At 71.0% G+C, this 21064-nt stretch carries 16 protein-coding genes; 3 read left to right on the forward strand and 13 right to left on the reverse strand.

Annotated features, from left to right (window positions below; translation table 11 throughout):
• Nucleotides 1-20 precede the first annotated feature (20 nt).
• The 6 genes from serA to ACFULQ_RS42455 form a co-directional block, all read right to left on the reverse strand.
• Nucleotides 21-1610 (reverse strand): phosphoglycerate dehydrogenase, encoded by a 1590-nt coding sequence (gene serA, locus ACFULQ_RS42430; RefSeq protein ID WP_383555231.1) that lies wholly within the window; start codon nucleotides 1608-1610, stop codon nucleotides 21-23.
• Nucleotides 1611-1843: 233 nt separating this feature from the next.
• Nucleotides 1844-2842: a ketol-acid reductoisomerase gene (gene ilvC / locus ACFULQ_RS42435; RefSeq protein ID WP_383555234.1), complete on the reverse strand. Its 999-nt coding sequence runs from the start codon at nucleotides 2840-2842 to the stop codon at nucleotides 1844-1846.
• Nucleotides 2843-2952: 110 nt separating this feature from the next.
• Entirely contained in the window at nucleotides 2953-3480 is a 528-nt protein-coding gene (ilvN, locus tag ACFULQ_RS42440) for an acetolactate synthase small subunit (protein WP_037712203.1), read from the reverse strand.
• A 21-nt stretch (nucleotides 3481-3501) separates the two neighbouring features.
• Nucleotides 3502-5346: an acetolactate synthase large subunit gene (locus ACFULQ_RS42445; protein ID WP_383555237.1), complete on the reverse strand. Its 1845-nt coding sequence runs from the start codon at nucleotides 5344-5346 to the stop codon at nucleotides 3502-3504.
• 207 nt (nucleotides 5347-5553) lie between these two features.
• On the reverse strand, nucleotides 5554-8550 hold the full coding sequence (locus tag ACFULQ_RS42450; RefSeq protein ID WP_383555240.1) for a putative bifunctional diguanylate cyclase/phosphodiesterase: 2997 nt from the start codon (nucleotides 8548-8550) through the stop codon (nucleotides 5554-5556).
• Nucleotides 8551-8943: 393 nt separating this feature from the next.
• Nucleotides 8944-9906 carry a 2-hydroxyacid dehydrogenase gene (locus ACFULQ_RS42455; RefSeq protein ID WP_383555242.1) on the reverse strand — a complete coding sequence of 321 codons (963 nt, stop codon included), beginning with the start codon at nucleotides 9904-9906 and terminating at the stop codon, nucleotides 8944-8946.
• Nucleotides 9907-9980: 74 nt separating this feature from the next.
• Here ACFULQ_RS42455 and ACFULQ_RS42460 point away from each other — a divergent pair, with 74 nt between their 5' ends.
• Together ACFULQ_RS42460 and ACFULQ_RS42465 are read left to right on the forward strand one after the other, a co-directional pair.
• Nucleotides 9981-10979 (forward strand): aldo/keto reductase, encoded by a 999-nt coding sequence (locus ACFULQ_RS42460; RefSeq protein ID WP_383555245.1) that lies wholly within the window; start codon nucleotides 9981-9983, stop codon nucleotides 10977-10979.
• 140 nt (nucleotides 10980-11119) lie between these two features.
• A complete protein-coding gene (locus ACFULQ_RS42465) occupies nucleotides 11120-12286 on the forward strand; it encodes a PQQ-dependent sugar dehydrogenase (RefSeq protein ID WP_383555265.1) in 1167 nt (388 codons plus the stop codon).
• Here the strand turns inward: ACFULQ_RS42465 and ACFULQ_RS42470 are convergent.
• From ACFULQ_RS42470 to ACFULQ_RS42500, 7 genes are all read right to left on the reverse strand, one after another.
• Nucleotides 12279-12497, reverse strand: coding sequence for a DUF6191 domain-containing protein (locus ACFULQ_RS42470; RefSeq protein ID WP_383555247.1), 219 nt, complete (start codon nucleotides 12495-12497; stop codon nucleotides 12279-12281). The genes ACFULQ_RS42465 and ACFULQ_RS42470 overlap by 8 nt on opposite strands.
• 35 nt (nucleotides 12498-12532) lie before the next feature.
• The gene (locus ACFULQ_RS42475) at nucleotides 12533-15652 is read right to left on the reverse strand and encodes an AAA family ATPase (RefSeq protein WP_383555249.1); all 3120 of its coding nucleotides are present in this window, start codon (nucleotides 15650-15652) and stop codon (nucleotides 12533-12535) included.
• 128 nt (nucleotides 15653-15780) lie between these two features.
• Nucleotides 15781-16023 (reverse strand): hypothetical protein, encoded by a 243-nt coding sequence (locus ACFULQ_RS42480; protein ID WP_383555251.1) that lies wholly within the window; start codon nucleotides 16021-16023, stop codon nucleotides 15781-15783.
• A gap of 142 nt (nucleotides 16024-16165) precedes the next feature.
• Complete coding sequence (locus ACFULQ_RS42485) at nucleotides 16166-16759, reverse strand: hypothetical protein (protein WP_383555254.1); 594 nt, start codon at nucleotides 16757-16759, stop codon at nucleotides 16166-16168.
• 35 nt (nucleotides 16760-16794) lie between these two features.
• Nucleotides 16795-17367 (reverse strand): GNAT family N-acetyltransferase, encoded by a 573-nt coding sequence (locus ACFULQ_RS42490; protein ID WP_383555256.1) that lies wholly within the window; start codon nucleotides 17365-17367, stop codon nucleotides 16795-16797.
• Nucleotides 17345-19588: an MMPL family transporter gene (locus tag ACFULQ_RS42495; protein WP_383555259.1), complete on the reverse strand. Its 2244-nt coding sequence runs from the start codon at nucleotides 19586-19588 to the stop codon at nucleotides 17345-17347. Before ACFULQ_RS42495 ends, ACFULQ_RS42490 begins: the two co-directional genes overlap by 23 nt.
• A 182-nt stretch (nucleotides 19589-19770) precedes the next feature.
• Nucleotides 19771-20076: a hypothetical protein gene (locus ACFULQ_RS42500; protein WP_383555261.1), complete on the reverse strand. Its 306-nt coding sequence runs from the start codon at nucleotides 20074-20076 to the stop codon at nucleotides 19771-19773.
• Between the two features lie 139 nt (nucleotides 20077-20215).
• On the opposite strand from ACFULQ_RS42500, the gene ACFULQ_RS42505 reads away from it, so the two are divergent.
• Complete coding sequence (locus ACFULQ_RS42505; RefSeq protein WP_383555263.1) at nucleotides 20216-21031, forward strand: methyltransferase domain-containing protein; 816 nt, start codon at nucleotides 20216-20218, stop codon at nucleotides 21029-21031.
• Nucleotides 21032-21064: the final 33 nt, after the last annotated feature.

The raw sequence follows: 21064 nt of genomic DNA on the forward strand, positions 1-21064 counted from the left end.
CCCCAGAACCCACGACAACCTCAGACCAGGTTCACCGCACGCGCCGACGTCGCCCCGATCTCCTCGGCAACCTCCGTCAGCACACCCGCGGGCACCGTGTCGTCCACCGTCAGCACGGCCAGCGCCTCACCACCGGCAACGGCCCGAGAGACCTGCATCCCGGCGATGTTGATCCCCGCCTCACCGAAGATCCGCCCGACCGTACCCACGACACCCGGCCGGTCCTCGTACTTGAGGACGACCATGTGGTCGGCGAGCGCCAGGTCCACGTCGTAGTCACCGACCGCGACGATCTTCTGGAGGTGCTTGGGACCGGCCAGCGTGCCGGAGACCGACACCTCCTCGCCGCTGCCGAGCGTGCCGCGCACGGTGACGACATTGCGGTGGTCGGCCGACTCCGAGCTGGTGGTCAGCCGCACCTCGACACCGCGCTCCTGCGCGAACAGCGGGGCGTTGACGTACGACACGGTCTCGTCGACCACGTCCTCGAAGACACCCTTGAGCGCGCTGAGCTCCAGCACCTTCACGTCGTGCTGGGTGATCTCGCCGTACACCTCGACGTCGAGGCGGACGGCCACCTCACCGGCGAGCGCGGTGAAGATACGGCCGAGGCGCTCGGCGAGCGGCAGGCCCGGCTTGACGTCCTCGGCGATGACGCCGCCCTGGACGTTGACCGCGTCCGGCACCAGCTCACCGGCGAGGGCGAGGCGCACCGAGCGGGCGACGGCGATACCGGCCTTCTCCTGCGCCTCGTCGGTGGAGGCACCGAGGTGCGGGGTGGCGACGACCTGGTCGAACTCGAACAGCGGGGAGTCCGTGCAGGGCTCCTTGGCGTACACGTCGAGACCGGCACCGGCGACCCGGCCCTCCTTGAGGGCGGAGTACAGCGCCTCCTCGTCGACGATCCCGCCCCGCGCCGCGTTGACGATCCGCACGCTCGGCTTGACCTTGCGCAGCGCCTCGTCACCGATCAGGCCGACGGTCTCGGGGGTCTTGGGGAGGTGGACGGTGATGAAGTCGGAGACCTCCAGCAGCTCGTCCAGGGACAGCACCTTGACGCCCATCTGGGCGGCGCGGGCGGGCTGGATGTAGGGGTCGTAGGCGACGACCTTCATCCCGAAGCCGGACATGCGCTGGGCGACGAGCGCGCCGATGCGGCCGAGTCCGACGACACCGAGGGTCTTCTCGGCCAGCTCCACGCCCGTGTACTTGCTGCGCTTCCACTCGCCGTTCTTCAGCGCGGCGTTGGCCTGCGGGATGTGGCGGGCGGTGGCGACGAGCAGACCGCAGGCCAGCTCGGCCGCGGTCACGATGTTGGAGGTCGGGGCGTTGACGACCATCACGCCGGCCTTGGTGGCGGCGGAGACGTCGACATTGTCCAGGCCGACGCCGGCTCGTGCGACGACCTTCAGCTTGTTCGCGGCGGCGATGGCCTCGGCGTCGACCTTGGTGGCGGAGCGGATCAGGATCGCGTCGACGTCGGCGATGGCCGGGAGCAGTTCGGCTCGGTCCGCTCCGTTGCAGTGCCGGATCTCGAAGTCCGGACCAAGCGCGTCCACGGTCGCGGGCGACAGCTCTTCAGCGATGAGTACGACAGGTTTCGAGCTCACGTGAGTCCTCACAAGTCCAATGCGTGCGGACGGCCGTCCCGACGGCCGCAGGCGGTGGAGGGTACTGGCCGCGTGGAAGACGCACGACGCTGTGGGCCTGACGCGTATGTTGTGCGCCAGTGTAGTGGCGCGGTGGGGGGCGTATTGCGCCTCCACGGAAGGATCACCCGGACGTGATCCGCCGGGTTGGACAACGGGACCGGAGCTGACCGCTCCGGCCCCGTCCGCGAGGCTTACGCCTCCTCGTCGACCCAGCTCATCAGCTTGCGGAGCTGCTTGCCGGTGGTCTCCAGCAGGTGCTCGGAGTCCTGCTGCTTGTACTCGTTGTACTTCTTCAGACCGCCGTGGTACTCGGCCATCCACTCACGGGCGAAGGTGCCGTCCTGGATCTCGGCGAGGACCTTCTTCATCTCGGCCTTGGTGGCGTCGGTGATGATCCGCGGGCCGGTGACGTAGTCGCCCCACTCGGCGGTCTCGGAGATCGACCAGCGCATCTTCTCCAGGCCGCCCTCGTACATGAGGTCGACGATCAGCTTCAGCTCGTGCAGGCACTCGAAGTACGCGATCTCCGGCTGGTAGCCGGCCTCGGTCAGCGTCTCGAAACCGGCCTTGACCAGCGCGGCCGTACCACCGCAGAGAACGGCCTGCTCACCGAACAGGTCGGTCTCGGTCTCCTCGGTGAAGGTCGTCTTGATGACGCCCGCGCGGGTGCCACCAATGCCCTTGGCGTACGACAGCGCGAGCGCGAAGGCGTTGCCGGTCGCGTCCTGCTCGACGGCCGCGATACAGGGAACGCCGCGGCCCTCCTCGTACTGGCGGCGCACGAGGTGGCCCGGGCCCTTGGGGGCGACCATGCAGACGTCGACATTGGCCGGCGGCTTGATGAAGTCGAAGCGGATGTTCAGGCCGTGGCCGAAGAACAGCGCGTCGCCGTCGTTCAGGTTGTCCTTGATGGACTCCTCGTAGACCTGGGCCTGGATCGGGTCCGGGACCAGGATCATGATGACGTCGGCCTCGGCGGCGGCCTCGGACGGCGTCACCACGCGCAGGCCCTGCTCCTCGGCCTTGGCCTTGGACTTGGAGCCCTCGTGCAGACCGACACGCACGTCGACACCCGAGTCACGGAGCGACAGCGCGTGGGCGTGGCCCTGGCTGCCGTAACCGATGACCGCGACCTTGCGGCCCTGGATGATGGACAGGTCGGCGTCGGCGTCGTAGAACAGCTCGGCCACTTTGGGTTCTCTCCTTGAGTGCAGGTGTTGCGTCCCACCGTATGACGGCGGGGTGGGATGAAGTCTCGGGGTCTCGGTATACGGGCGGCCGGAGCCGCCCGTGCCCGGTGTCAGGCGCTGCGGTCGAGGGCGCGCAGCGAGCGGTCCGTGATGGAGCGGGCGCCGCGGCCGATCGCGATGGTGCCGGACTGGACCAGCTCCTTGATGCCGAAGGGCTCCAGCATCTTCAGCATCGCGGACAGCTTGTCGCTGGAGCCGGTGGCCTCGATCGTGACGGCCTCCGGGGAGACGTCGACGGTCTTGGCGCGGAACAGCTGGACGATCTCGACGATCTGGGAACGCGTCTCGTTGTCGGCGCGCACCTTCACCAGAACGAGTTCGCGCTGAACCGCGGAACCCGGCTCCAGTTCGACGATCTTCAGGACGTTGACGAGCTTGTTGAGCTGCTTGGTCACCTGCTCCAGCGGCAGTTCGTCGACCACGCTGACCACGATCGTGATCCGGGAGATCTCGGGGTGCTCGGTGACACCGACCGCGAGCGAGTCGATGTTGAACCCGCGGCGGGAGAACAGGGCGGCGATCCTGGCCAGGATGCCCGGGGTGTTCTCCACCAGGACGGAGAGCGTGTGCTTGGACATGATCTTTTACGTCTCTCTCGCTCAGTCGTCTTCGTTGTCGCCGAAGTCGGGGCGGACGTCCCGGGCGGCCATGATCTCGTCGTTGGAGGTGCCGGCGGCGACCATCGGCCACACCATCGCGTCCTCGTGGACGATGAAGTCGATGACGACGGGGCGGTCGTTGATGGAGTTGGCCTCTTCGATGACCTTGTCCAGGTCCTCCGGGCGCTCGCAGCGCAGGCCCACGCAGCCCATCGCCTCGGACAGCTTCACGAAGTCCGGCACGCGCGTGCCCTTCGCGTCCGGGTTGATGTCCTCCGGGCCGCTGTGCAGCACGGTGTTGGAGTAGCGCTGGTTGTAGAACAGGGTCTGCCACTGGCGGACCATCCCGAGGGCGCCGTTGTTGATGATGGCGACCTTGATCGGGATGTTGTTCAGGGCACAGGTGGTGAGCTCCTGGTTGGTCATCTGGAAGCAGCCGTCGCCGTCGATCGCCCAGACGGTGTTGCCCGGGGCTCCGGCCTTGGCGCCCATCGCGGCCGGGACCGCGTAGCCCATGGTTCCGGCGCCGCCGGAGTTCAGCCAGGTCGCCGGCTTCTCGTACTGGATGAAGTGCGCGGCCCACATCTGGTGCTGGCCGACGCCCGCGGCGAAGATCGTGCCCTCGGGGGCGAGTCGGCCGATCCGCTCGATGACCTGCTGCGGGGAGAGCGAGCCGTCGGCCGGCAGGTCGTAGCCGAGCGGGTAGGTCTCGCGCCACCGGGACAGGTCCTTCCACCAGGCGCTGTAGTCGCCCTGGTGGCCCTCGCTGTGCTCCTTCTGGACGGCCTGGACGAGGTCGGCGATGACCTCGCGGGCGTCCCCGACGATCGGCACGTCGGCGGCGCGGTTCTTGCCGATCTCGGCCGGGTCGATGTCGGCGTGGACGATCTTGGCGTACGGGGCGAAGCTGTCCAGCTTGCCGGTGACGCGGTCGTCGAATCGGGTACCGAGGGCGACGATCAGGTCGGCCTTCTGCAGCGCGGTGACGGCGGTGACCGAACCGTGCATGCCCGGCATTCCCACGTGCAGCGGATGGCTGTCGGGGAATGCGCCGAGCCCCATCAGAGTGGTGGTGACGGGAGCTCCGGTGAGTTCTGCGAGGACCTTCAGCTCGGCGGTGGCGCCGGCCTTGATGACACCGCCGCCGACGTAGAGGACGGGCCGCTTGGCCTGGGTGATCAGCTTGGCGCCCTCGCGGATCTGCTTGGCGTGCGGCTTGGTCACCGGGCGGTAGCCGGGCAGGTCCATGACCGGCGGCCAGGAGAAGGTCGTCTTCGCCTGGAGGGCGTCCTTGGCGATGTCGACCAGGACCGGGCCGGGGCGGCCGGTGGAGGCGATGTGGAAGGCCTGCGCGATGACCCGCGGGATGTCCTCGGCCTTGGTGACGAGGAAGTTGTGCTTGGTGATCGGCATGGTGATGCCGACGATGTCCGCCTCCTGGAAGGCGTCCGTGCCGATCGCCTTGGAGGCCACCTGCCCGGTGATCGCCACGAGCGGCACCGAGTCCATGTGGGCGTCCGCGATCGGGGTCACCAGGTTGGTCGCACCGGGACCCGAGGTCGCCATGCAGACGCCGACCTTGCCGGTGGCCTGCGCGTAACCGGTGGCCGCGTGGCCCGCGCCCTGCTCGTGCCGGACCAGCACGTGGCGCACCCGGGTGGAGTCCATCAGCGGGTCGTACGCCGGAAGGATGGCACCGCCGGGGATACCGAATACCGTCTCGGCGCCGACCTCCTCGAGAGAGCGGATGAGGGACTGCGCGCCCGTGACGTGCTCGGGGGCGGACTGCTGTCCTCCGGATCGGGGCCGCGGCTGCGGATGGGCCCCGGTGGCCTGCTCGGTCATCGTCATTCTCTTCTCGATGCTGAGGGTGTGAAGCTGAGGTGGGGAAGCTGGGCAACAAAAAACCCCTCGTGCCATAAGGCAAGCGAGGGGAGCGCGCCGGGTGGGGATCGCTGAGCGGTCTGTGGCTCAGCGTCAGCCGACGCGCTTTCCAAGTACGAGAATTCGGGTGCGCATGAGACTGACCCTCCCCCCGGCACGCACTCACTGTCAAGTGGGTGGGACGGGAGTCTCATTATGTGAGCGGAGGGTCGTCCCACCACCGAGTACGGCCGTCATGCTCCCGGTGTACACCCCCGCACCGCCTCCGGCGAACGCGGGTTCGGCCGGGCCGTGCGGCACCGGATAGTGACCCGAGGCCAGCGCTCTGCGCAGCCGGTACTCGTCCAGCGGCCCGGAGAACGCCATGCCCTGCCCATGGGTGCAGCCCATCGCGCGCAGGGCCACCACCTGTTCGGGCAGATCCACCCCGTCGGCCACGGACTGGAGCCCGAGGTCTCCGGCGATCCTGAGCAGTCCGCTGGTGATCTTGTGCAGTCGCGCGGACTCCACGACGCCCTCGACCAGGCTGCGGTCGAGCTTCAGCACGTCGACGGGGAGTCTGCGCAGCGCGGTGATCGCCGCGTAGCCGCTGCCGAAGCCGTCCAGGGCGATCCGGACACCGACGCGCCGGATCGCGGTCAGCCGGCGCTCCAGCTCGTCCAGGGAGACCCGGGGGTCGGCGTCGGAGAGCTCGATGAGCAGCGAGCCCGCCGGCAGTCCGTGCCGGGTCAGCAGCGCCTCCACGGATCCCAGGGGCAGTGAACGGTCCAGCAGCCGCTGGGCGTTCATCCGGACCGCGACCGGCACGGTGAGCCCGTGCGCGGCGCGCTCGGCGGCCTGTTCGACGGCCTCCTCCAGGATCCAGCGGCCCAGCTCCTGCGTCCGGTCGCTGTCCTCGGCCACCCTGAGGAACTCGGCGGGCGTGAACAGCACCCCTTGGGAGGACCGCCAGCGCGCCTGGGCGCTGACCGAGGTGATCCGGCCGTCCTCCAGGGACACCACGGGCTGGTGCAGCAGGGCGAACTCGCCGTCGTGCAGCGCGGCACGCAGGCGCGTGGCCAGCTCCGCCTTCCGTACGACGTCCTGCTGCATCTGGGGTGCGTACAGCTCGACGCGGCCCTTGCCGCCCGCCTTGGCGCGGTACATCGCCAGGTCGGCGTTGCGCAGGATCTCGCCCGCGCCGAGGCCGGGTTCGGCGAAGGCGACGCCGATGGAGGCGGCGACCCGGACATCGTTGCCGTCGATGAGGTAGGGCTGGGAGAGGGTGATCCTGAGGCGGTCGGCGAGCTCCAGGATGTTGGCCTCGCGTGCGGTGCGGTCGCGGGTGCCGTCCCCGACGATCAGGGCGGCGAACTCGTCCCCGCCGAGCCGGGAGGCGGTGTCGCCGTGCCGGACGGCGTCCTGGAGTCTGCGGGCGGCCTGGACGAGCAGTTCGTCCCCGGCCTGGTGTCCGATCGTGTCGTTGACGGCCTTGAAGCCGTCCAGGTCGATGAAGAGCACGGCGGTGCCGCGGTCGGAGGAGCGGCGGCCGGACAGGGCCTGCTGGACGCGCTGGGTGAACAGGGCGCGGTTGGGCAGGTCGGTGAGCGGGTCGTGCTCGGCGTTGTGCTGGAGCTGCGCCTGAAGGCGCACTCTTTCGGTCACGTCCCGGCTGTTGAAGATGAGGCCGCCGTGATGGCGGTTGACGGTGGACTCGACGTTGAGCCACCCGCCGTCGCCGGACCGGAAACGGCACTCGATGCGGGTGGTGGGCTCCTCGAGGGGGTTGGCGGCGAGGAAACGGCGCACCTCGTGCACCACGCAGCCCAGGTCCTCGGGGTGGATGAGACCGGCCAGCTCGGTGCCCACGAGCTCCTCGGCGGGGCGGCCGTAGACACCGGCGGCGGCCGGGGAGACGTAGCGGAGGATGCCGTTGGGTGCGGCGATCATGATGACGTCGCTGGAGCCCTGCACCAGGGAGCGGAAGTGGTTCTCCTTCTGCGCGAGTTCCTGGGTGAGGGTGATGTTGTCGAGCAGCATGATGCCCTGGCGGACCACGAGGGCGAGCACGACGGTGCCGCCGGTGAGCAGCACCACGCGGTCCACGCTGCGGCCGTTGAGGACGTTGTAGAGGATCCCCAGGGTGCAGACCGCGGCCGCCAGGTAGGGGGTGAGCGCGGCCAGCGATCCGGTGATGGGGCGGGTGGCCGGATACCGGCTGTGATCACCTCCTGGCGCGCCCTGTGCGGAGGGGTGGTGCTGGATCCCGAACCGGTGCCTGGGCAGGTGTTCGTGGACCACGCGCGTGCGCCCGGCCGGGGGCTGCCGCTCGCCGTCGCCGCGCCGGGGTGCGGCCCAGGGGGCGTAGGCGAGGAGCAGGGAGCCGGCGAACCAGCCCGCGTCCAGCAGCTGGCCCGAGCGGTAGTTGTTGTGGAGCAGCGGCGAGGTGAACAGGGCGTCGCACATCACGGTCAGGGCGAGCGCGCCGATCGCGGTGTTCACCGCGGTGCGGTTGACCGCCGAGCGCCGGAAGTGCAGCGCGAGCACCATGCTGACGAGGGCGATGTCCAGCATGGGGTACGCCAGCGACAGCGCGGTGTGCGCGACGCTCGGTCCCTCGGACTTCGCCGCCTGGGCGAGGGCGAGGCTCCACGAGAGCGTGAGCAGCGAGCCGCCGATCAGCCAGGCGTCGAGGCCGAGGCAGACCCAACCGGCCTTGGTGACCGGGCGCTTGGCGAGGACCAGCAGGCCCACGATGGCGGGTGGCGCGAAGCAGAGGAAGAACCCGTCGGCATAGGAGGGGCTGGGGACGGGCCGCCCCAGGACGACCTCGTACCACCCCCAGACCAGGTTGCCGAGGGCCGCCATCGCCGAGGAGAGCGCGAAGAGCAGCCAGGCGGGTCGAAAGCGGACCCGACGGCCGCGGGCGTAGAGGAAGCAGGACACGGCGGCGGTGCCGGCCGCGGCGCTCAGCCCGAAGTCGCCCATGATCAGGGCGGCTTCGCGCGAGCCCCAGCCGAGCGCGGAACCGATGGCGTAGCCCGCGCAGACCAGGGCGAGGAGGAGTTGGTGGACCAGGCTCGTCCCACCGCGGGAGGCCGGCGGCCGGGAGGGCAGCGCCCCCCGCGCGCGCGGCGCCCGCAGGGCTCCGTCGAGCGTGGTCGTGGGAGACGGGGGCGAGCTCACCGGGTCCTCCCGGTCCGCGCCGCTCCGGGGTCCCAGGGGTCCGGGTGCGCCGGGTGCGCATGCCTTCTGCGGCTGTGGTGCCTGCGGTGGTGATGGCTGTGGTGGCCGCCGTGACCGGCGTGGTGACCGCGTCTGCGCGCGGCTGTCTGCCAGGGTCGCCGCCGGCGGCTCCGCCGCGTCGGATCGCTCGTCCATAGGCCGTGCATCGCCCGTCGCCCCCCTCACAGTCTGAAATGTCCGTCCCCGGCGCCGAACGGTGCGCGGCGCAGCCCCTGTCGGGACGATACACCAGTCTCGTCACTCAGGGACATAGTTCCTCTACGCTCCGTGACGACCAGGGGAGTTGGAAGCACGGACCGCGTCCGGAAGATTGCGGAGGGTACCGAAAACGGACTACACGTCTGCCGTACCCGTCGTCAGGATCACGTGGCGCAGGGGCTCCTGGTTCACGAAACGGGTCAACTGGTCCACCAGAAGCCTCTTGGCGCGGGGCAGGAAGGCGGAGGTGGGTCCGCCCACGTGCGGACTGATCAGGAGGCCCGGCGCGTGCCAGAGGGGGTGCCCGGGCGGCAGCGGCTCGGGGTCGACCACGTCCAGGGCGGCGGTGATGCGCCCGGTCTCCAGCTCGGCGAGCAGCGCCTTGGTGTCGACGACCGGGCCGCGGGCGACGTTCACCAGGAGGGCGCCGTCCTTCATCCGGGCCAGGAACTCCGCGTCCACCAGGCCGCGCGTGGTGTCGTCGAGCGGCGTGGAGAGGATGACGACGTCCGCCTCGGGGAGCAGCGCGGGCAGGTTGGTGAGCGGGTGCACCGGACCGCGCTCCGTGGTGCGCGCGGAGCGCGCGACGCGCGCCACCCGCGCGACCTCGAAGGGCACGAGCCGGTCCTCGATCGCGGAGCCGATCGCCCCGTAGCCGACGACGAGCACGTTCTTGTCGGCGAGCGCGGGATGGAAGTCGCCCTGCCAGTGCTCCTGTTGCTGGGCGCGGACGAAGCCGGGAATGCCGCGCAGGGAGGCGAGGGTCAGGGTGAGGGCCAACTCGGCGGTGCTCGCCTCGTGCACACCGCGCGCGTTGCAGAGCCGCACGCCCGGCGCCAGGTCCGACAGCCGTGCCATGACGTCGTCGACGCCCGCGGTGAGCGTCTGGACGACCTGCAGGTTCGGCATCTGCGCCAGCGGCCGTACCTTGACCGACTGCCGCTTCATGTACGGCACCACGTACAGGACGCAGTTCGCCGGGTCCCCGGGGAACTCCTGAGCGCCGTCCTCACCCCCGTCCCAGAACAGATAGGTGGGCCCTTCGGGGAGCCCTGCGATCTCGTCCGGAGGGATGGGGAGCCACACGTCAGCTGTCATGCCAGGAGGCTATGTCAGGCGTCCGGCGGCCCAGAGGTTAGGTTGGGGGCCGGGAAAGGGAGGGTCACGAGCAGGTGGAGCGCAGGACGATCGGCGCGGCGGCGCTCGCGGTGGGAGCCGTCGGACTCGGGTGCATGCCGATGAGCTGGGCCTACAGCGGGTCGCGGCAGCGGGGCGACGAGTCGGTCAGGGCCGTGCACCGGGCGCTCGATCTGGGCTCGACGCTGCTGGACACGGCCGACATGTACGGCCCGTTCACCAACGAGCTGCTGCTGGGGCGGGTGTTGAAGGAGCGGCGCGAGGATGCCTTCGTGTCGACCAAGGTCGGCCTGCTGGTGGGCGAGCAGCACATCGTGGCCAACGGCCGCCCCGGCTATGTGAGACGGGCCTGCGACGCCTCGCTGAGGCGCCTGCAGACCGATGTGATCGACCTCTACCAGCTGCACCGCGAGGACCCCGAGGTCCCGGTCGAGGAGACCTGGGGCGCGATGGCGGAGCTCGTACAGGCCGGAAAGGTACGGTCGTTGGGGCTGTGCGCGATGGGAGCGCGGGGCGGCCGCCGCTCGGGCAACCGGCTGCACGACGCCACGATCCGGCAGTTGCGGCGGGTCCAGCAGGTCTTCCCGGTGAGCGCGGTGGAGGCCGAGCTGTCGGTGTGGTCGCGGGAGGCGCTGGAGACGCTGCTGCCGTGGTGCGCGGCGCGCGGCATCGGGTTCCTGGCGGCGATGCCGCTCGGCAACGGCTTCCTGACCGGCACCCTCACCCCGGGCGAGGGCTTCGAACCGGACGACGTCCGCGCCCGTCATCCCCGCTTCACCGCCGAGATGATGGCGGCGAACCAGCCGATCGTCGCCGGCCTGCGCCGCGTCGCGGCCCGCCACGGCGACTCGGTCACCCCGGCCCAGGTGGCCCTGGCCTGGGTACTGGCCCAGGCACCCCACGTGGTCCCGATACCGGGCGCGAAGCGGGAGCGGTGGGTCACGGAGAACGCGGCGGCGACGGCCCTACGACTGACCGCCCAGGACCTGACGGAACTGAGGGACCTGCCGGCGGCGCTGGGGTCGTGGGACTGAGCGGTCCGGAGGTGGAGCCGATCAGGGGGGCGGGTCGAGGGGCCCTCTCCAGTCCCCTCCGTGCATCGCGTCGTGGAGATCGGGAACCTGGGAGGGGCGAGCGGTGTATGACAGGTAGAACCCGCCGCTTCGAAGGGACCATGATCGTGCATCGTCGAGCTGTGACGGCCGTGCTGGCCGCGACCACGCTCCTGCTGACGGCCGGCTGCTCCTCCGACGGCGGAGGGGACGACTCCTCCGGGGGCGGCGCGTCCAGCAGTACGACCGCGGGCTCCTCCCCCACCCGGCAGGCCGCCGAGGCGACCCCACCGGCGAAGGGCTCGGTGAAGGTGCTGCGCACGGTCGCCGAGGGTCTCAGGACGCCGTGGGGCCTCGCCCCGCTCCCCGACGGCGACCTGCTCGTCTCCTCCCGCGACGACGGCACGATCCTCCGGGTCGACGGGCAGTCCGGCAAGAAGACGGAGCTGGGCCAGGTCTCCGGGGTCTCCGCGGCCGGCGAGGGCGGCCTCCTCGGCATCGCCCTCTCCCCGGACTACGCCTCCGACCACATGGTGTACGCCTACTTCACCTCCGACTCGGACAACCGCATCGTCAGAATGGTCTACGACGAGCGGAAGGACTCCGGCGAGCAGCTGGGCGCGCCCGACACCGTCTTCAAGGGCATCCCCAAGGGCTTCATCCACAACGGCGGCCGGATCGCCTTCGGCCCCGACAAGATGCTCTACGCGGGCACCGGCGAGAGCGGCGACACCGGCCTGTCCCAGGACCGCAAGTCCCTGGGCGGCAAGATCCTGCGCCTGACCCCGGAGGGCGACCCCGCCCCGGGCAACCCGTTCCCCGGCTCCCCGGTGTACTCCTACGGTCACCGCAATGTGCAGGGCCTCGCCTGGGACTCCAAGCAGCGTCTGTTCGCCTCGGAGTTCGGCCAGGACACCTGGGACGAACTGAACGCGATCAAGCCCGGCGCCAACTACGGCTGGCCGGACGCCGAGGGCCGCTCCGACGACAAGCAGTTCCAGAACCCGATAGCCCAGTGGCACACCGACGACGCCTCCCCCAGCGGTGTCGCCTACGCCGAGGGTTCCCTCTGGATGGCCGGGCTCAAGGGCCAGCGCCTGTGGCGCATCCCGCTGAACGGCACGGAGGCCTCCGCCGACCCGCAGTCCTTCCTGAAGGGCGAGTACGGCAGGCTTCGCACGGTGGTCTCCGCGGGCGGCGACAAGCTGTGGCTGGTCACCAGCAACACCGACGGCAGGGGCAACCCGAAGGACGGGGACGACAGGATCCTGGAGATACAGGTCAGCTAGCCGGACGCTCCTCGTCGTCCTCGGCCGGGGCTCCAGCTACGTCCTCGTCCCGCTTGGGGAGGCGCACGACGACCTTCCCGGAGGTGAGGTCTATCGGTCCGCGTCCGGGATCGCCGTCACCGACGTCCTCCCGGGTCAGCTCCAGCCGCTTCTGCTCGTCGTGGGTGTGTTTGCGGCCGGGTGCGAACAGTTCCTCGAACATGTTGAACATACGGCCTCCCCTGCCGGTCTCCTCCACCGTACGCCTCACTGTGTGATCGGCGCGTGGAGAGCCTCCTCGGGGAACAGTCCCAGCCGGTGCGCCACGGCCGCGGCCTCGCCCCGTCCGGAGACGGCGAGCTTGGCGAGGATGTTGGACACGTGGACGCTGGCCGTCTTCGGGGAGATGAAGAGTTCCTCGGCGATCTGGCGGTTGGTGCGGCCGAGGGCGACCAGGCGCAGGACATCGCGCTCACGGCCGGTGAGGCCGAGGGAGCGAGCGGGGTCGTCCGGCGCGGCGGCCTGCGTCGCGGTCAGGGTGAGGCGGGCGCGCTGGGCGAGGAGGCCGACCGCGTCGGCGAGGGGCCGGGCGCCGAGGTGGTCGGCGGCGGCATGGGCGAGGCGGAGGAGTTCGGTGGCCCGGTCGCGGTCGGGCTGCTCGGCTCCGCCGGGTGCGGACAGCAGGGCCTGGGCGAGCCGGTGACGGACGCGGGCGAGGTCGTAGGGGCGTTCCAGGGGTTCGAAGGCGCTGACGGCCTCGGACCAGTGGTCGGGGGTGTCGGCGCTCTCGGCGCGCAGCAGTTCGGCGCGGAGCCAGCGCTCGTGGGCCAGCCAGACCGGGGCGTAGGTGGCGAGGGGCCTGGCGGCCTCCCGGATGCTGTCGAGGATCTTCGCCCGGCCCTGCTCGGCGACGGGCAGGCCGAGGGAGTCGGCCTCCATGGTGGCGGCGGTCAGGAGCAGGGGCCAGGCGTAGCGCTGGGTGCCGGGTGGGAAGCCGGTGTCCAGGACGCGTTCGAGGTCGGCGCGGGCATCGAGGAGGCGGCCTTCGGCGGCGGCGATGCCGATGGCCAGTTCGGAGAGGGGGAGTTCGTGTTGCGGAGCCCGGTCGTGGGTGCCGAAGTAGCCGCGGGCCGCGGCGAGTTGGCGGGCGGCCTCGGACAGGTCGCCGCGGGCGAGGGCGAGTCCGGAGCGGGTGGCGGCGTGGAAGCCGCGGGGTTTGGCGCTCTGGCCGACGAGTTCCGCCTTGGTGGCGGCCTGCGCGGCCCGGTCCCAGCGCCCCAGGGAGTAGAGGCATTCGGCGAGGTTGCCCCAGATCCAGGCCTCCTTGTCGGAGAGCCCGAACCTTTGGGCGTAGTCGAGCCCCTCCTCCAGGATCGGCACCGCTTCCCGGGAGCGCCCGATGGCTTCGAGGGCGTTCGGGAGGTTGACGTAGATGCGGCTGGCGACGCCGGAGAAGCCGTCGCGGAGTGTCTCCCGCAGGATCTCGGTCAGCTCGGCGAGCCCGGCCTCGACCCCGCCGGACTCGACGACGAGGCCGGCGGAGGTGACGCGGGCGTTCAACTCGGTCTCGCGGGCGCCGACCATGCGGGCGTACTGAACGGCCCGCTCGGCGGCCGAGACGGCGTCGGGGCCGGGGACGTGGATCATGGACCAGTGGGCCACGTTGACCAGGACCTCGGCGTGCACCTCGGACGGCGGCAGTCCCCGGACCAGCTCCTCGGCGGTGGCCAGTTCGGCCCAGCCGTCGCCTCGGGCCAGTCCCTGGACGAGGTGGGAGCGCTGGACCCAGAACCACGCCGCGCGCAGGGGGTCGCCGTCGTCCTCCAGGAGGTGCAGCGCCCGCTTGGTGATCTTCAGGGCGCGTTCCCGTTCACCGCCCAGGCGTCCGGCGACGGCGGCCTCGGCCATCAGGTCGAGGTAGCGCAGCGGGGTGGTGGCGGGGTCGCAGCCGCTGGGGGTCCCCCCACGTCGTTCAGACAGTGGGGGAGGGTAGACCTCGGTGTAGTCGACCGGGCGCAGGGCGGCCCGGACGTCCTCGGGCGCGGTGTCCCACAGCTCCATCGCGCGTTCCAGGAGCCGCAGTTGCTCGGAGTAGGCGTGCCGGCGGCGGGCCGTGACGGAGGCGTCCAGGACGGCGGGCAGGGCCTTGGCCGGGTCGTGGGCCTGGTACCAGTAGCTGGCCAGGCGCATGACGCGTTCGTCGGCGGGGACCAGCGTGGGGTCGGCCTCCAGGGCTTCGGCGTAGCGCCGGTTGAGGCGGGAGCGTTCGCCGGGCAGCAGGTCGTCGGCGACGGCCTCGCGGACCAGGGAGTGCCGGAAGCGGTAGCCGTCGCCGTCGGGTGCCGGGATGAGGATGTTGGCGTTCACGGCGGCCCGCAGCGCCTCGATGAGGTCGTCCTCGGCGAGTCCGGTGACCGCGGCGAGCAGCCGGTACTCCACGGTGGAGCCACCCTCGGCGACCACCCTGGCGACCCGCTGGGTGCGCTCCGGCAGGCTCTCCACGCGGACCAGGAGCAGATCGCGCAGCGAGTCGGTGAGGCCGGTGCCGCAGCCCTCGGTGGCGCAGACGGCCAGTTCCTCGACGAAGAAGGCGTTGCCGTCGGAGCGTTCGAAGATGTCGTCGACCTGGGCGGGGCTCGGTTCGGTGGCGAGGATGCCGGCGATCTGGCGGCTCACCTCGTCCCGGGTGAAGCGGCCGAGTTCGATGCGGCGGACCGTGCGCAGCCGGTCGAGTTCGGCGAGCAGGGGGCGCAGCGGATGGCGGCGGTGGATGTCGTCGGCGCGGTAGGTGGCGAGGACGACCAGGCGGCCGGTGCGCAGGGTGCGCAGGAGGTAGGAGAGGAGGTGGCGGGTGGAGGCGTCGGCCCAGTGGAGGTCCTCCAGGACGATGACCACGGTGCGCTCGGCGGCGACCCGCTCCAGGAGGCGGGCGGTGAGTTCGAAGAGGCGGGCCATGCTCTCCTCGTCGTGCCGGCCGGTGTGCCGGGCGGGGAGTCCTTCGCCTATCTCGGGCAGCAGCCGGGCCAGTTCCTCCTCCTGGCCGGCGGCCGCGGCGGCGAGTTCGGCGGGCAGGGCTCGGCGCAGGGCGCGCAGCGCGGTGGAGAAGGGGGCGAAGGGCAGTCCGTCGGCGCCGATCTCGACGCAGCCGCCGAGGGCGACGACCGCGCCCTGCCGGCAGGCGGCGGTGGCGAACTCCTCGACGAGCCGGGTCTTGCCGACGCCGGCCTCCCCGCCGAGCAGCAATGCCTGCGGCTCGCCCGCGGTGCCGAAAGCCTGGGAGGTACCCCCAGCGGCGGCGCGGACGAGCGCCTCGTTCAGGTGGTTCAGCTCTTCGGTACGGCCGACGAACACGGGACTGACGGACCTGGTCTCCACAGGCCCGAGCATGGCACGCGGGTCCGACAGCTGGGCACTCGTTTTCGGGGCGGGCCGAGTGTCCCGGCCCGCCCCGGTCGCCGGGAGGACGGCCGCGGGGACGGGCAGAGCCGTACGGCCGTCCTCCCTCCCCCCGGCGCTCACGCCGTGCGGAGGAACCGGTGCCGCCGTGGGCGGCCGGTATGCGAATCGCTCTCGGCGGTGCGCTCGGCGGCTTCGCGGCGGGCGGCCCGGCGGCCGCGCAGCGTCTCGCGGGCGAGGCGCTCGCGCTCGGCCTGGCGGATGAGTTCGGCGGAGCGGTACTGGGAGAGCTCGTACTCGGGATACATGGCGTGGTCCTTGTCGGAGTCGGTGTCGGGCTTCGCTTTCTGCGATGCCTCCACCTTCGTCTCCGAGGGGGGTCCGCCACATCGGGAGAGTTCCGCATCTTCGGGGGCCGGAGGGGCCTTAGACGCGCGGGAGGGGCCTCAGGGGCTCCGTAAGGTACCTACGGATGCCCTGAGGCCCCTCGGGACCTGCGCTGATTCAGCTGGTGGAAGGCAGGCTGAGCAGGATGTCGGTGTACTTGAGCACGGCCAGGAGCAGCCCGACGACGCCGAGCGCGACACCGCCCCAGGCGACCGACTTGATCCAGGTGGCCTGCGGCTTGCCGGGGGCGCCGAAGGCCGGGCGGGCCAGCACCGCGACACCGACGATCAGCGCGATCAGCGCGAAGACGCCGCCCCACAGTGCGGTGGCCTTCCAGGCGTCGCCGTAGCCCTCGTCGAGGAGCTTGGCCACGTCGGAGGAGGTCGCGGTCTGCGCGTGCAGCTGGCCGATGAGCGACTGCCGCGCGGACGCCACGGTGCCCACCCAGCTGCCGGTCAGCGACACCAGGCCGAGCGCCGCGGAGACAACCGCGCCCGCGCCCTGGCCGACGCCGGTCGGACCTTCCTCCTGGGCGGCCTCGAGCAGCTCCTCGCCCTCCTCGTCGTCGATCTCGTCGGTGGCGGTGTCCTCGGCCGGGGCGGCCTCGGTCTCCGTCACCTCGTCGGTCTTGGCGACGTTCACCTTCTCCTCGTCGGTCGTGGCCTCGGCGCCCGTCGCGGCGCCGGTCTCGTCAGCTGTCTTCGTTCCCATGTCGGGCACCGTACGGATCCTGTCTGAGAGGTCTCTTAATGATCGCTGTGCACGGCACGCCCGCGCGCTTCACGCCATTCGGGGGCCAGAATCGACCACACCTCCAGGTCGTGCCGCACGCCACGATAGGGGTAGGCCTCCCGCCGTACGCCATCGCGGGTCATGCCCAGGCGCCGGGCGACGTTCAGGCTGGGGGTGTTGCCGGCCGAGGCGACCCACTCGATCCGGTGGATGCCGCGCTGGTCCACGGCGAAGTCGATCAGCACCCGCATGGCGCGGGTGACCAGGCCGCGCCCGGTGCCGGCGGGCTCCAGCCAGCAGCCGACCTCGGCGTTGCCGTTCTCGGCGTCGAAGTTCAGGAAGAGCACACCGCCCACGAGCTTGCCCTCCAGCCACAGGCCGTGCAGGGAGCCGGTGTCGGCGGCGCGCAGGTCGGCGTAGCGCTGGAGCACCTCGCGCGCGCCCTGTGCGTCCGTCGCCTTGGCGGCGAAGGGGATGTACTGGTTGATGAACTCCCGCCCGCGCTCCAGGTGGGCCAGGAACTCCTCCGCGTGCCAGGGCTCCAGCGGCCGCAGCTCGGCGTCCTCACCCAGGGATATCGCGTACATCCTCGTCCCGCTCCCTCTCCATCTGCTCCACGACGTCCTGCTCCACGACATCGGTGAGCCTCTCATGCGCGGCGCGGCACTCGGGCGGTTCGATGCTGATGCGGGGCATCCGGCGGTCCAGCCAGCCGGGCAGCCACCAGTTGGCGCCGCCGAGCAGATGCATGAGGGCGGGGACGAGGAGGGTGCGCAGGACGAACGCGTCGAGGGCCACGGCGGCGGCGAGCGCGATGCCGAACATGGCGATCACGCGGTCGCCGCTGAGCACGAAGGCGAGGAAGACGGAGATCATGATGACCGCGGCGGAGTTGATCACCCGGCTGGTCTCGGCGAGGCCCACGCGCACGGCCCGCCGGTTGTCGCCGGTCTCCAGCCACTCCTCGTACATCCGGCTGACCAGGAAGACCTGGTAGTCCATGGAGAGCCCGAAGAGCACCGAGACCATGATCACCGGCAGGAAGGGTTCGATGGGCCCGGCGCGGCCCAGCCCGAGCAGTGCGCTCCCCCAGCCCCACTGGAAGATCGCCACGACCACGCCGAAGGCGGCGGCGACCGCGGCCACGTTCATCGCGGCGGCCTTCAGCGGGATGCCGACGGACCGGAAGGCGAGCAGGAGCAGCAGACAGCCCAGGCCGATGACGACGCCCACGAACAGGGGCAGCTTGCCGACGATGACGTCCGCGAAGTCGTCGTACGACGCCGTCATCCCGCCGACGTGGATGTCGAGCGTGGTGCCGGTCTCGGCGCGGGGCAGCACCTCGGTGCGCAGCCGTTCGACGAGGTCGCTGGTCTGCCGGGACTGCGGGGCGGAGTCGGGGACGATCGTGAAGTAGGCGAGGTCGCCGCCGGTGTCGTAGGTCACCGGGGTGGTGGAGGCGATGCCCTCGGTGGTGCGGATGGTGGCGTCGAGGTTGTCGAGGAGCAGCTTGTCCTCGGCGCCGTCGACGCGCGTCACCAGGGTGAGCGGGCCGTTGACCCCCGGGCCGAAGCCGTCCGCGAGGAGGTCGTAGGCCTGCCGGGTGGTCGAGGACTTCGGGTCGTTGCCCTGGTCGGAGGTGCCGAGGCGCAGGCCCAGGGTGGGCAGGGCGAGGACGGTGATGACCACCAGGGCGATCGCGCCGAGCAGCTTGGGGTGCCGTTCCACGAAGGCGGACCAGCGGTGGGCGAACCCGGTGGGCAGTTCGGGCTCGGGCCCGTGCTCGGCGAGCCGGCGCCGCTCGCGCCGGCTCAGGGCCCGCATGCCGATGAGGGAGAGCAGGGCGGGCAGCAGGGTCACGGAGGCGGCGACCGTGAGGACGACCGTCAGACAGGCGGCTATCGCGACGCCGTTGAGGAAGCCGAGGCGCAGGATCAGCATGCCCAGCAGGGCGATGCACACCGTGGCACCCGCGAAGACGACCGCGCGGCCGGTGGTGGATACGGCGTTCTCGGCGGCCTCGGTGACGCTCAGGCCGCGTTTCAGGCCGCGCCGGTGTCGGGTGACGATGAACAGCGCGTAGTCGATGCCGACGCCGAGGCCGATCAGCATGCCGAGCATGGGCGCGAAGTCGGCCACGGTCATGGCGTGCCCGAGGAGCACGATCCCGGCGTAGGCGGTGCCCACGCCGACCAGGGCGGTGGCGATGGGCAGCAGCGAGGCGGCGAGCGAGCCGAAGGCGAGGAAGAGCACCAGGGCGGCCACGAGCACACCCACGACCTCGGCGATGTGCCCGCCCGAGGACTCGGTGAGGGCGACGGCGCTGCCGCCCAGTTCGACCTGGAGACCGTCGGCCTCGGCGTCCTTGGCGGTGTCCACCACGGCCCGCGCCTCGGACTTGTCGATGTCCTCGGCGGAGTGGGAGAAGGTGACGGCGGCGTAGGCGGTGTGTCCGTCGGCGCTGATCAGACCGTTGCCCGTGGAGTCGTAGGGGCTGACCACGGAGGCCACCCCGGGCAGGTCCGCGATCTTGTCCAGGGTCGTGGTCATCGTCTGCTCGACGTCGGCGTCCCGGACCGAGCCCGAGTCGACGTGCCAGACGACGGTGTCGCTGTCGCCGCCGAGGTGCGGGAAGCCCTCCCGGAGCAGCTGGGTGGCGCGGCCCGACTCGGTGCCCGGGACCTCGTAGTCGTTGGAGTACGCGGAGCCGACGACGGCGGCGCCCGCGCTCACTCCGCCGAGGGCGAGGAGCCACAGGAGGACGACGACCAGGCGTCGCCGGACACACCAGCGTGCGAGGGCTGCCACGTAGCTGCTCCCAGGGTGAATTGTGGATCTTTGACCGGGAACAGCCCGCAAAGAACGCATGAGCAATGCGTGAACCACTCTCGCAGGCAAAAGTGATCGTTTATTACGATCGTGCGTTTATTCACAAGAGTGGGAGACAGATCACAGGACAGTAACGGTCACTCTGTCACGTCCGCCCGACCTCAGTCGAACTGGTCGCCCAACGCCATCACCATCACACCGACGATCAGCAGCCACAGCGCTCTGCGGGTGCGCCCGCGGGAGCCCAGGACCGCCGCGAGCACGCACACCGCGGCCCCGAACCCATAGGCCGCCGGAACCAGCGCCGGGGCGGATCCGGCGGCCCGCAGCGCCGCCGCTGCCAGGCCGGCCAGGGCCAGCAGGGCGCCGGTGCCGGAGGCCGTCCAGCGGGCCCGCCGGGCGTCCAGCTCCTGGTCGTCGTACTCCTCCTGTATGCCGGACGGCTCGGAATTCGCAGGACCGTTCATGGCGGGCGAGCGTAGCGTGTCCCGCTGAGAATCCCAGGGCTTGTCCGCCCCCGGCCGAAGCAGGTGCATTGTTTGAGCGTCAGACCGAGCTCCGACGTATCCCCTTCCGCATTTCCGGACTCAAGGAGCCCGTTCACCGATGCCAGACGACATCAACCCGCCGATGACGGGGACCTCGCATGAGGACCTCGCCGAGCGGCTGACCCAGGCCCGCTACCCGCGCAGCAACAGCTACGACGTCCGCTGGGTCATCGAGAACCAGATGGGCCCGAACGCGCTGTGGCTGCTGGAGTGGCTCGCGCCCGCGCTCGGCCTGGACACCTTGCGGCCCTGTGCCCGTGTGCTCGACCTGGGCTGCGGCCGGGCGATGACCTCGGTCTTCCTGGCCAGGGAGTACGACGTCCAGGTCACCGCGGCCGACCTGTGGGTCAAGCCCGACGAGAACGCCAAGCGCATCGCCGAGGCCGGTTTCTCCGACCGGGTGCTGCCCGTGCACGCCGAGGCGCACGACCTGCCGTTCGCCGAGGCGAGCTTCGACGCGATCGTGAGCATCGACGCGTACCAGTACTTCGGCACCGACGATCTGTATCTGCCCACGCTGACCCGGCTGTTGAAGCCGGGCGGGCGGATCGGGATCGTCGTACCGGCGCTGCGGGAGGAGCCGGACGGCATCGAGCCGCCTGAGCATCTCAAGCAGTGGTGGGAGCCCGACTTCTGGTGCTTCCACACCGCCGAATGGTGGCGGCGCCACTGGACCCGCAGCGGGGCCGTCGAGGTGGAGACGGCCGACTGGCAGCCAGAGGGCTGGCGGGACTGGCTGCTGTGGTGCGATGTGATCGCCGAGGAGAGCCCCGAGGAGTTCCATCGCACGATGGCCCGCGAGGTGGGCGAGATGGTCCGGGCCGACGAGGGCCGGACGCTCGGTTTCGTACGGCTCGTAGGACGCCGTAAGTAGCCGTACGGCCCCGGAGGACATGTCCTCCGGGGC

This window comes from Streptomyces sp. NPDC057253 (assembly GCF_042669125.1).
Lineage (GTDB): Bacteria > Actinomycetota > Actinomycetes > Streptomycetales > Streptomycetaceae > Streptomyces.

What these genes read in the sequence shown, in the direction of transcription:
- ilvN (WP_037712203.1), bottom strand. Translation starts at nt 3,480, where the DNA reads ATGTCCAAGCACACGCTCTCCGTCCTGGTGGAGAACACCCCGGGCATC.
- ACFULQ_RS42445 (WP_383555237.1), bottom strand. Translation starts at nt 5,346, where the DNA reads ATGACCGAGCAGGCCACCGGGGCCCATCCGCAGCCGCGGCCCCGATCC.
- ACFULQ_RS42455 (WP_383555242.1), bottom strand. Translation starts at nt 9,906, where the DNA reads ATGACAGCTGACGTGTGGCTCCCCATCCCTCCGGACGAGATCGCAGGG.
- ACFULQ_RS42465 (WP_383555265.1), top strand. Translation starts at nt 11,120, where the DNA reads ATGATCGTGCATCGTCGAGCTGTGACGGCCGTGCTGGCCGCGACCACG.
- ACFULQ_RS42470 (WP_383555247.1), bottom strand. Translation starts at nt 12,497, where the DNA reads ATGTTCAACATGTTCGAGGAACTGTTCGCACCCGGCCGCAAACACACC.
- ACFULQ_RS42475 (WP_383555249.1), bottom strand. Translation starts at nt 15,652, where the DNA reads ATGCTCGGGCCTGTGGAGACCAGGTCCGTCAGTCCCGTGTTCGTCGGC.
- ACFULQ_RS42485 (WP_383555254.1), bottom strand. Translation starts at nt 16,759, where the DNA reads ATGGGAACGAAGACAGCTGACGAGACCGGCGCCGCGACGGGCGCCGAG.
- ACFULQ_RS42490 (WP_383555256.1), bottom strand. Translation starts at nt 17,367, where the DNA reads ATGTACGCGATATCCCTGGGTGAGGACGCCGAGCTGCGGCCGCTGGAG.
- ACFULQ_RS42500 (WP_383555261.1), bottom strand. Translation starts at nt 20,076, where the DNA reads ATGAACGGTCCTGCGAATTCCGAGCCGTCCGGCATACAGGAGGAGTAC.
- ACFULQ_RS42505 (WP_383555263.1), top strand. Translation starts at nt 20,216, where the DNA reads ATGCCAGACGACATCAACCCGCCGATGACGGGGACCTCGCATGAGGAC.